Source organism: Tahibacter aquaticus (assembly GCF_004363655.1).
In the GTDB taxonomy this organism is placed as follows: Bacteria; Pseudomonadota; Gammaproteobacteria; order Xanthomonadales; family Rhodanobacteraceae; genus Tahibacter; species Tahibacter aquaticus.
Genome location: NZ_SNZH01000027.1, coordinates 1 through 9,946 on the forward strand (window position 1 = coordinate 1; position 9,946 = coordinate 9,946).

General features: G+C 65.0%; 9 protein-coding genes and 1 pseudogene. 5 read left to right on the top strand and 5 right to left on the bottom strand.

The window, feature by feature from the left end:
* Together DFR29_RS27390 and DFR29_RS27395 are read left to right on the top strand one after the other, a co-directional pair.
* On the top strand, nucleotides 1–162 hold a 162-nt coding region (locus tag DFR29_RS27390; protein ID WP_133821832.1), incomplete at its 5' end, for a transposase domain-containing protein.
* 96 nt (nucleotides 163–258) lie between these two features.
* Nucleotides 259–756, top strand: coding sequence for a type II secretion system protein GspG (locus tag DFR29_RS27395; RefSeq protein ID WP_166654384.1), 498 nt, complete (start codon nucleotides 259–261; stop codon nucleotides 754–756).
* Nucleotides 757–848: 92 nt separating this feature from the next.
* Here DFR29_RS27395 and DFR29_RS30600 read toward each other — a convergent pair whose 3' ends face one another.
* Both DFR29_RS30600 and DFR29_RS30250 read right to left on the bottom strand, forming a co-directional pair.
* Nucleotides 849–1,094, bottom strand: coding sequence for a SymE family type I addiction module toxin (locus DFR29_RS30600; protein WP_133821834.1), 246 nt, complete (start codon nucleotides 1,092–1,094; stop codon nucleotides 849–851).
* A gap of 289 nt (nucleotides 1,095–1,383) precedes the next feature.
* Nucleotides 1,384–1,707, bottom strand: a pseudogene (locus DFR29_RS30250) (hypothetical protein); the annotation flags it as partial.
* A gap of 75 nt (nucleotides 1,708–1,782) precedes the next feature.
* On the opposite strand from DFR29_RS30250, the gene DFR29_RS29490 reads away from it, so the two are divergent.
* Nucleotides 1,783–1,944 carry a hypothetical protein gene (locus tag DFR29_RS29490; RefSeq protein ID WP_166654385.1) on the top strand — a complete coding sequence of 54 codons (162 nt, stop codon included), beginning with the start codon at nucleotides 1,783–1,785 and terminating at the stop codon, nucleotides 1,942–1,944.
* A 115-nt stretch (nucleotides 1,945–2,059) separates the two neighbouring features.
* Here the strand turns inward: DFR29_RS29490 and DFR29_RS27410 are convergent, their stop codons facing one another.
* Complete coding sequence (locus DFR29_RS27410) at nucleotides 2,060–4,318, bottom strand: RCC1 domain-containing protein (RefSeq protein WP_133821836.1); 2,259 nt, start codon at nucleotides 4,316–4,318, stop codon at nucleotides 2,060–2,062.
* Nucleotides 4,319–4,409: 91 nt separating this feature from the next.
* Complete coding sequence (locus DFR29_RS27415; protein WP_133821837.1) at nucleotides 4,410–5,171, bottom strand: helix-turn-helix domain-containing protein; 762 nt, start codon at nucleotides 5,169–5,171, stop codon at nucleotides 4,410–4,412.
* Between the two features lie 188 nt (nucleotides 5,172–5,359).
* On the opposite strand from DFR29_RS27415, the gene DFR29_RS27420 reads away from it, so the two are divergent.
* Together DFR29_RS27420 and DFR29_RS27425 are read left to right on the top strand one after the other, a co-directional pair.
* Nucleotides 5,360–7,720, top strand: coding sequence for a proprotein convertase P-domain-containing protein (locus tag DFR29_RS27420; protein WP_166654386.1), 2,361 nt, complete (start codon nucleotides 5,360–5,362; stop codon nucleotides 7,718–7,720).
* Nucleotides 7,721–7,915: 195 nt separating this feature from the next.
* Entirely contained in the window at nucleotides 7,916–9,169 is a 1,254-nt protein-coding gene (locus tag DFR29_RS27425) for a sterol desaturase family protein (protein ID WP_243746199.1), read from the top strand.
* Between the two features lie 48 nt (nucleotides 9,170–9,217).
* Here DFR29_RS27425 and DFR29_RS27430 read toward each other — a convergent pair whose 3' ends face one another.
* Complete coding sequence (locus DFR29_RS27430; RefSeq protein WP_166654387.1) at nucleotides 9,218–9,895, bottom strand: pilin; 678 nt, start codon at nucleotides 9,893–9,895, stop codon at nucleotides 9,218–9,220.
* Nucleotides 9,896–9,946 lie beyond the last annotated feature (51 nt).

The window sequence follows — 9,946 nt, forward strand, 5'->3', positions numbered from 1 at the left end:
TCCAAAGCCGCCGGCGAGCGTGCCGCCGCGATCATGAGCCTGATCGCCACCGCCAGGCAGAACGGCTATGAGCCTTACGCGTACCTCAAAGATGTGCTGACCCGCCTGCCGACACATCCTGATCGCCGCATCGCCGAACTGCCGCCGCATCGCTGGCGCTGACTATCGCGGCTGGTGGGGCTGTGGAGAAGGTGGTTGTGCCGGACGCTTACAATCTTCATTTGATTACATGAGCAAGAGACTCCAATGAGAAGGGCTATGGCATTTCTTATCATGCTTGCTTCTGCGGGTCTCGTTGGCTCGTTCCGATCTCCACCTGTTGTCGTTACCGAGGCGCAGCTTGAGAAGGTTTCAGTTTCAATAGGTTCATTTAGGTTTGATTGCCAGCGGTTGCCTGATGATTTAGCCGATCTAGCTAGTTCACGTGATTCGACGGCAATGTGTTGGAAAGGCCCCTATTTGAGCAAAAAAGCTGTAGTAGATTTTTGGGGCAACAAGCTTGACTATCACGTTTATGGAGATGGCAAATTGTTCTCGTTACGCTCAATCGGCGTCGATCAGGTGCTTGGGAGTAACGATGACATCGTGCTTGGTGATAGAGAACGATCGTGGCGATCGTTTTACCCAAGCTCGGTTAGTTCGCAGAGTGACGTTTCATGGTGGTTAAAGTTATTTATTGCGCTTTTTTCACTGAGCATTGTAGTCATTGCAGTCGTGAGAATGGCTCGGCGTCGAAAATCTCGACGCGAATTGTAAAGCGCCGACTAACGACTAACGACTAACGGGGTCAGGTTAACTTCCAGTAGAAGCAAAAGCCCCGCAGTTGCGGGGCTTTTGCTGTGTGCCTGTCATCGCCGCCGTGTCTTAGTGGCCGGCGGCGCCTCGCACGTCATGACCAGACAGCCATGGAGCACTCGTACACGGATGCGTCCATTGGGCGGGAACCCAGCCCACTGTAACCAGTGCCCGTGTAGCCGGATGTACGGCACATCCCGGTCGCCGACCTGGTCGCGGTCACGAAGGGTCGGATAGTGCGAGGCGCCAACGGTGATGCGCTTGTCAGTAGTTGATGATCTATGCTTGGCCTTAGCCATGATCCACTCCTAGTCAGCGGGCCACGGGTGTTGGCGCACCCGTTGCCCGCGCTTGTATACCTTGTTGCTTCATCGCCGCCGCCCGCTGGTGGCGCGCTTGTTCTCAGTGGTCGCAGACGGCGGATGCTGTGTGCGCAATACCATCTGCTTGGCCTAGTGCTTGAGGATCAGGCTCTCCAGCACCTGCTGCGCGACCTGCAGTTCATCGTCGTCGAACTGACGCAACGCCTCCAATGCAGGCGCAGCGCATCGTCGGGTCCGCGCTCGTCCTTGTCGAACACGGCGCGCGTCAAGGTAGTTGTCGCCTGACGTGTATTCCTATCGAAGCTATGCGTCCGCTTTTCGGGCAGAGCGCCAAGTTGCCGGAACGCTCGGGGTTGAGCGTCACAACGTCGGTCGGCGTCCAGTCGCGCGTAGTCCCGCTCCAGCGTCGTGGATGTCGTTCGCGCGCGGCTCGGTAGAGCGCATCGCGGCTGCGTAGCAGCGCGCGATCGTGACCGGCATGGCGCTATGCAGGAGCGACGAAGCCGATGCCGCTGTGCCGATGGTCGGTGTTGTACCCGCGGACAAAGTTCGAGGCCCAGCGCCGCGCCTGATCCAGATCGGCGAAGCCGCCGACGGCAAGCATCCGCCCACCCCATCTTCTCCGCCAGTTTCACGCGAGTAGATTGTACGACTCGATCAGGATGTGACGCTGTTTTCCACCGAAGCACGGTTCATGCGCTACATCATCGACCAGGCTGGCGGCAAGTGCGTGGTCCTGGCCCAGATGCTTGAGGATTTCGATCCGGACAGCGACGATTCGCCTGGATTGCGGTGCTACTTTTTTCGCATGACGAAAAATATCTAGAAGAAGCACGCCGTGACCCGCAACGGATGAATCGAAAGCCGCTCGCTCGTCTGATTCGTTTGAAAATTTACGCCAGCAGAAATTGGCAACGCCTCGCCCCCGTCTCGGCGAAACCTCAATCCACCCCATTCACAAAAATCACATCCTGCCGCACCACCGTCAGCGGCGTCGCGTTAATGACTTCGCGACCTATGCCGAGCGACCCCAGGTAGTCGTCGCCCCAGCAGTAAAGACCGCCCGCAAGCGTGATGGCGCAGACGTGGGTGCCGCCGATCGCCAGTGCGCCGGCCGCCATACCGCTCATGCCCAGTACCGGCGTGGCCAGCAGGCGCAGGCTGCGCACGGGGTCGCCGTTGCCGAGGTCGCCGTCGTAGTCGGCACCCCAGCACAGCACGGAGTTGCTGCGTACGGCACAGCTGATGTCGTCACCGGCAATGATGGCAGTGATGCTGCTGCCCAGGCCGGTCACTGCCGCGGGCACGAAGCTCGCGTCATTGAGGATGCCGTTGCCGAGCTGGCCGTAGCCGTCGTAACCCCAGCACCAGGCCGCGCCGTTTGCGACCGCGCAGGTATGCGTGACGCCGGCAGAGATGGCACTGACGCCGCTGGCCAAGCCTATCGCGGCGGTCGGCGTGGTCTGGATGCCGCTGTTGACGTTGTTGCCGACCTGGCCGTCGGTATTGAGTCCCCAGCACAGGGCCGCGCCGTTCTGGATGGCGCAGGTGTGATCGGAACCGGCGCTGATCGCACTGACGCCGCTGGCCAGTCCGCTCACCGCGACGGGAACCAGGCTGTCGGCGGTCTGGCCATTGCCGAGCTGGCCATTGGCGCCGTAGCCCCAGCACCACGCCGCGCCGTTGACGAGGGCGCAGCTGTGGCGCGCGCCGATGCTGACCTGGCTGGCGCCGGCCGGCAGACCGCTGACAGCCGCCGGTGCCTGGCGTGCAACCAAGTCGCCCACGCCGAGCTGGCCTTTTTCGTTGTTGCCCCAGCACAGCACCGTGCCGTTGACGACGGCGCAGCTGTGGTCCTGGCCGCCGGCTACCGAGGTCGGTGCCGCGCTGATACCGACAACGGCCGTCGGCAGCGGCGCAGTCAGACTGGTGGCGCCCAGGCCCAGCGCGTCTTCGCCGTTGTAGCCCCAGCAGCGCAGGCCGCCGGGTACGCTGGCGCAGCTATGGCTGGAACCCAGGCCGATGGCGCCTACGCCACTGCCGGCGGGATAGGTCTGCACAGGCGCGCTGCGCGAGCGGGCGGCGCCGTTGCCCAGTTCGCCGTTGGCGTTGAAACCCCAGCATCTCAGGGTGGCATCGCTCAGGCGCGCGCAGTTGCCGTAGCGCCGCGACGTGATGGCAGTCACCGAGGCCAGGCCCGGCACCTCGCCGGCCGTGGCGCTGCCGGTTATGTCGAGCTTGCCCAGCTGCGAATAGCTGTTGTCGCCCCAGCAGCGCACGCGGTCGCCGACCAGGGCGCAGGAATGTTCGCCGCCCGTGGCAATGGCAGAGGCTGCACCGCCCAGCCCCAGCACGGCAGCCGCTGACGACGACGGCGTGGTGCCGCCGGTACCCAGCTGGCCGCTGCCATTGGCGCCCCAGCAATACACCCCGCCGCCGCTCAGCAGCGCGCAACTGTGTACTGCCGCCGGCATGACCTGCAGCGCGGGCGCAGGCAGGCCGGATACGGCCACCGGCGTGTTCGTCAGGTTGCCGCTGGTGCCGTTGCCGAGCTGGCCGGAAAGATTGTTGCCCCAGCACCAGGCAGCACCGCCGATCACGGCGCAGGTATGCAGTACGCCGGCGGCGATCGCCGTGACCGCGCCGGCGGGCGCCTGTACCGGCGTGGGCAGGCGGCGGTCGTCGGAAGTGCCGTCGCCAAGCTGGCCGTAGAAATTCAGCCCCCAGCACTTTGCGGCATTGGAAACAATGGCACAACTGTGCAATTCGCCGACGCTGACGGCCGTGGCCGCGCCGCCCAGTCCCTGCACTTCGACGGCGGTGGTCGTGCTGGTGACGCTGCCGTCGCCGAGCTGGCCGTTCTCGTTTTCGCCCCAGCACCAGATGCGCCCGGCGGCCAGTGCGCAGCTATGGCCGGAGCCGGCGCTGAGTTGTTCCACCGGCAACGGCAGGCCTTGCACCGCCACAGGATCGACGCCCGCCGTGGTGCTGCCGTTGCCGAGCTGGCCGAACAGGTTGTAGCCCCAGCAGTACGCCTTGCCCTGTACCAGCGCGCAACCGTGCTGGTTGCCCAGGCTGGCCATGCTGGCCGGCTGCAGCGGCACCACGACGCCGCGGCCATCCAGCGCCTGCGCCGATGTCGCCAGCGCAAGCAGAACCAGCGCAGCGGCCGCAGCGCCTCGTGCAGCAGATACGGACATCGCACGCAGCCCCTGAGGCAAAGACAGGCTGCATGATCGCGCGTTGCCCAGCCGCTGTCACCGCGGCGGGCGTGGTGCGGTCCAGCCCGCCTCAGCCGGTGGTGCCGCGCCGCGCCGCGCGATAGCGCAGCGGCGTGGAGCCGGTCAGTGCCTTGAACTGGCGCGAGAACGCACTCTGGTCGCTATAGCCGCAGGCACCGGCTACCGTGGCGATGCTGTCTTCGCTCTGCGCCAGCAGCTTGCTCGCCGCCTCGATACGGGCGCGCGCCAGCAGTTGCATGGGCGTGAGGTCGAACAGGCGCTTGACCAGCCGCTCCAGCCGCCGCGTGCCCAGCCCGGCAACCCGCGCCAGCGCGTCGATGCGCAGCGCCTCGCCGTAGTGGCGCTGGATATGCTCGATCGCCCGGGCTACCTGGGCGATGCCTTCGTCGGCCGGATCGACCGAACGGCAGATGCCACACAGGCCGACAACCTCACCATTTTCCATGATGGGAAACTTGTACGAAATGCACCAGCTGGCGGCGCCGTCGGCCAGCGGCACGCGCTGCAGGCGGTCGTGGATCTCGACGCGCTGGTCGAGCACGGCGCGGTCCTGGGCGTAGTAGTCGTCGCCATAGGGCGGCGGGAAGAGTTCGTCAGCAGTGCGGCCGATCAGCTCGCGCTTGTCGCGCCGGCCGGCGCGGTCGACCAGGGTACGATTGACGGCAACATAGCGCGCCTCGCAGTTCTTCACGAAGAACAGCGTGTCGTGCGCGCAATCGAACAGACGCTCGGCCACGTTGGCGGCCGAGCGCATGGAAATGGAAATGCCGCCGGACAAGGCGCTGCCGGGGCTGGCCAGAACTGCTGCCATCGCACGCCTCCACGTGTATGACGATGCGGCTGGATACGACACCCCGGCTGTCGGATCCGCTCAATACCTGCGCGAACGCAGGCCCGATAGTAGCCGGGTTTCGTCCCCGGTAAAGCCTTCGGTCGAAGCTGGCGGCCCCCTCCGCCGTTCCGTGCGTGGTTCCCCTGTCCTCGTGTGGAGAATTGCCAATGAAGACGCAGTTTCGTTTTGCAACTTTGTGCTTCGGTGTCGGCATGGCCCTGGCGGTACCGGCCTATGCCAGCGAAGCGGCCGACTCGCCGGCCGCGTTCGCTGCCAGCCTGCGCCCGCTGGCCCAGGTCGAACAGCAGCTGATGCCGGCGGTCGATCTCGCCGCGCTGACCCGCGAAGACGCTACCCGGCGTGCGCGCGATCTGCCGCCGCGTTTTGCTGCCCCCATCGATGTCGCCATCACGCCGGAAAAATCCGGCACCTGGGAAACGCTGGATGCACAGACCAGCATCTGGCGCCTGCGCATCAGCTCGCCCGGTGCGTATTCGCTCAATCTCGGCTTTACCCGCTACCACATGCCCGAAGGCGGCCATCTGCGCGTCTATCCGGCGGGTCTGCGCAGCGACGGCGACCGCTCGCTGGTACGCAGTTTCAGCGCCCGCGACAATGCGGAACATGGCCAATTGTGGACACCGGTCGTCGCCGGCGACGACATCGTGGTGGAAGTGACGGTGCCGACGGAAAAGCGCGCGGCACTGCAGCTGGAGCTGGCCAAGGTCAACCATGACTACCGCGGCTTCAACCGCGTCGCCGCGGAACTCAGCGGCGCCGGCCCCAAGGACGCCGGCGACGTGTCGGGCTCGTGCAATGTGGACGTGATGTGCCCCGAAGGCGATCCGTACCGCGACCAGATCCGTTCTGTCGCGGTGTATTCCACCGGCGGCAGCACCTTCTGCACCGGCAGCCTGCTCAACAACACGGCGCAGGACAAGAAGCCGTATTTCCTCACCGCCAACCATTGCGGCATCAACTCCAGCACCGCCGCCTCGCTGGTGGTGTACTGGAATTTCCAGAATTCCTATTGCCGCCCGGTTGGCAGCGCCGCTTCCGGTCAGGCCGGCGACGGTACTACCAATCAGTTCCAGACCGGCGCGTTCTTCCGTGCTTCCTATGCAGCTTCTGACTTCACCCTGGTCGAACTGGACGAAACGCCGTCCGCCGCAGCCAATGTGTATTTCAACGGCTGGGACCGGCGCAGCCAGAACTTCCCCTCGGCCTTCGGCATTCATCACCCGGCCACGGCGGAAAAACGCATCAGCCTGGCTAACGGCGCCACCGCGACGACCAGCTACAACTCCACCGCCGAACCCGGCGACGGTACGCATGTGCAAGCGCGCTGGCGTCCCGGCATCGGCGTGACCGAAGGCGGTTCGTCGGGCTCGCCGCTATACAGCAACGAAAAGCGCGTGATCGGCCAGCTGCACGGCGGGCCTTCCTCGTGCAGCGCCACCGACACCAACAAGCGCGACTACTACGGCCGCGTGTCGGTCAGCTGGACCGGCGGCGGCAGCAATGCCACGCGCCTGTCGAACTGGCTGGACCCGGGCAATAGCGGCGCACAGACGCTGGACGGCCTGACCAGCGGTGGCGGTGGCGGCAATGTGCCACCGACGGCAAATTTCTCGTTTGCGGCAAATGCGCTCACGGTGAATTTCACCGACGGTTCCAGCGACAGCGACGGCAGCATTGCCTCGCGCAGCTGGAATTTCGGCGACAGCACCACGTCGACGGCGGCCAATCCGAGCAAGACGTACGCCGCCTCCGGTACGTATAACGTGGTGTTGACGGTGACCGACAACGGCGGCGCCAGCTCCAGCGTGACCAAGGCAGTGACGGTGGGCTCGGTGCCGGGCAATGTGCTGAGCAACGGCGTGCCGGTCAACGGTATCAGTGGCGCGGCCAACAACGAGCAGACCTGGACCCTGGTCGTGCCGGCCGGTGCGAGCAACCTGAAGTTCGTCACCAGCGGCGGTACCGGCGATGCCGATCTGTACGTGAAGTTCGGCTCGGCGCCGACCACGGCCAGCTACGACTGCAGGCCGTATCTCGGCGGCAATGCCGAAACCTGCACCATCGCGACAGCGCAGGCCGGTACCTACTACGTGATGGTGCGCGGCTACAGCGCCTACTCCGGCCTCAGCCTCACCGGCAGCTTCACCACCGGCGGTGGCGGCGGCACGCAGACCTATAGCAACGCGACGGACTACACCATCAGCGACAATGCCACGGTGGACAGCCCGATCACGGTGTCGGGCCGCAGCGGCAATGCGCCGAGCAATGCGTCGGTGACGGTGGCGATCGTGCACACCTACCAGGGCGATCTCAAGGTTGACCTGGTCGGTCCCAGCGGCACGCTCTACAACATCCACAACCGCACCGGCGGCGGCACCGACAACATCAACAAGACCGTGGTACTGAATCTGTCCAGCGAAACCCTCAACGGCACCTGGACCTTGCGCGTCAACGACAATGCCGGCGGCGATACCGGCAAGATCGACAGCTGGTCGGTAACCTTCTGAGCTGACGCTTGATTGCCAGCTTTCTGGCGAAAAGCCCCGCGGGATTTCCGCGGGGCTTTTTCGTTGCCCGCCACGCCGCGCTTGCCATGCCTGTCCTTGCTGCCGTCCAGCGGGACGGCAATGGAAAGCGTCGCCGCCAATGCTCCAAATCAATCTGCTAGGGTGCTGCGTGACCTCGCCGCAGACCGCCCGCCCGTGAACCCGATAATCTTCGCCATCCCCGTCTTCTTCGCCCTGATCGGTATCGAGCTGTGGCTGGCACACCGGCGCAAGGCGAATGCCTACAACTTCGCCGACGCGGTCTGCAGCATCGGCCTGGGCGCCATGTCGCAGGTCAGCGGCATCTTTTCCAAGCTGGTCATGCTGGGCATCTATGTGCTCGCCTACGAGCATCTGCGCCTGTTCGAACTGGGCGCCGGCAGCATCACCGTCTGGCTGGGCGGCCTGCTGCTGTACGACTTCCTCTATTACTGGCATCACCGCCTGGGCCACGAGATCGGCGTGCTCTGGGCGGCGCATGTCGTGCATCACCAGAGTGAAGAATTCAACCTTTCCACAGCACTGCGCCAGAGCAGCTCGACCTTCCTGTTCGGCTGGGTGTTCTACCTGCCCATGGCCGTGCTGGGCTTTCCGCCGCTGGTGTTCGTCGTGGTCGGGCTGATCGACCTGCTCTACCAGTACTGGATACACACCGAACAGATCGGCAAGCTGGGCTGGTTCGACCGCGTATTCGCCTCGCCGTCCAATCACCGCGTACACCACGGCGTGAACGACCGCTACCTGGACAAGAACTACGGCGGAATACTCATCCTGTGGGACCGCTGGTTCGGCACCTATGCCGACGAAGAAGATGCCGAGCCGCCCATCTACGGCACGCGCGCGCCGCTGCGCCGCTACGACCCGATCTGGGCCAATCTGGAAGTGTATACGGCACTGGCGCGCGACAGCTGGCGCACGCGGCGCTGGCGCGACAAGCTCGCGCTGTGGTGGAAGCACCCGGGCTGGCAGCCGGCCGATCTGGCGGCTGCGCCCAAAATAGCCTTCGATCCCTACAACCGGCCCAAATACGCACCTGCAGTAGCACGCAAGGTGCAGGTCTACGTCGCCGTGCAATTCCTGCTGCTGATGCTGGTCGGCGCAGACTGCCTGGCCCGGGCGGAGGCACTGCCGCTGGCCTGGGGACTGGGTTATGTCGCCTGGGCCATGGCCAGCCTGGTCGCGCTATGCGCCTGGCTGGAAGGCAGCCGGCGTGCCGTCTACCTCGACGCGGCGCGGCTGGGTGCGGCGCTGGCCCTGCTGGGCTGGAGCGGCAGCTGGTTCGGCGGCTATGCCCAGCCGCCGCTACAGCTTGCAGCGGCGACGCTGCTGCTGGCTTCCCTGGTCGCCGCACTGCTGCTGGCACCTGCATTACGCCAGTCGGCCACACCGGCGTCGCCGCCGGCCGGCTGATTCGCGCACGCGGCAAAAACGCCGCGGCGCGACGATAACCCGCTTGGCTCAGCGACTGCCGGAACGCATCGAAACGGGCAGGTAGCGGTCGGGAATGTTGCTGCTGAAGATCCAGTTCTGTTCGGAGTCCATGGTGTAGGTAAATTCCGAACCCTCCAGCTTGGCATTGCCGAGGTTCTGCAGCCGCGTGACGATGGTGCAACCCGCCGAGGTAGACGCAAAGGTGGTGCTTTCGACGTATTGCGTCGCAAAGCTTTGCGGCGTGCCGAAACCGTCGTCGCCATTGCGCGGGCATTTGTTGTTGCTGATGTGGTATTCGGCAACCTGGGTACGCAGCAGCCCGGCCGGGAAAATCGCCTGGGAAACGCGCGAACGCGTCGTGTAGTCGCTGTAGGCCGGCAGGGCGATCGCCGCGAGGATGCCGACCACGAACAGAAGGCCGAGAAGAATGACCACGATGGCGATGATCCAGCCCGCCCGGCCGCTGGACTTGGGCTTGACCACCCGCGGCCTGCCTTCCCGCGTGGCGGTCATCGGCGGTGGCGGCGCGCGCAGGCCCAGTTCCGCGGCCACTTGCTGCAGCGGCACCCATTGCGGCAGCTGTTCATGCCAGACCAGGGTGGACATTTCCACTTCGCCGCGGCCAAAGGCTGCGGCCAGCGCATCGCCGTTGACCGGTCCCTGCTGCTGGCGGTTACGGTCGGCGTAGTACCAGTTTCTCGACATGCGTTTCCCCTGTTTTGGACAGCGAATCCTACCGCGTCTGTGTGCGGCGCT

Bases quoted from the DNA above. Each gene is read 5' to 3' on its own strand.
- DFR29_RS27395 (WP_166654384.1), top strand. From the start codon at position 259: ATGGCATTTCTTATCATGCTTGCTTCTGCGGGTCTCGTTGGCTCGTTC.
- DFR29_RS30600 (WP_133821834.1), bottom strand. From the start codon at position 1,094: ATGGCTAAGGCCAAGCATAGATCATCAACTACTGACAAGCGCATCACC.
- DFR29_RS27410 (WP_133821836.1), bottom strand. From the start codon at position 4,318: ATGTCCGTATCTGCTGCACGAGGCGCTGCGGCCGCTGCGCTGGTTCTG.
- DFR29_RS27415 (WP_133821837.1), bottom strand. From the start codon at position 5,171: ATGGCAGCAGTTCTGGCCAGCCCCGGCAGCGCCTTGTCCGGCGGCATT.
- DFR29_RS27420 (WP_166654386.1), top strand. From the start codon at position 5,360: ATGAAGACGCAGTTTCGTTTTGCAACTTTGTGCTTCGGTGTCGGCATG.
- DFR29_RS27430 (WP_166654387.1), bottom strand. From the start codon at position 9,895: ATGTCGAGAAACTGGTACTACGCCGACCGTAACCGCCAGCAGCAGGGA.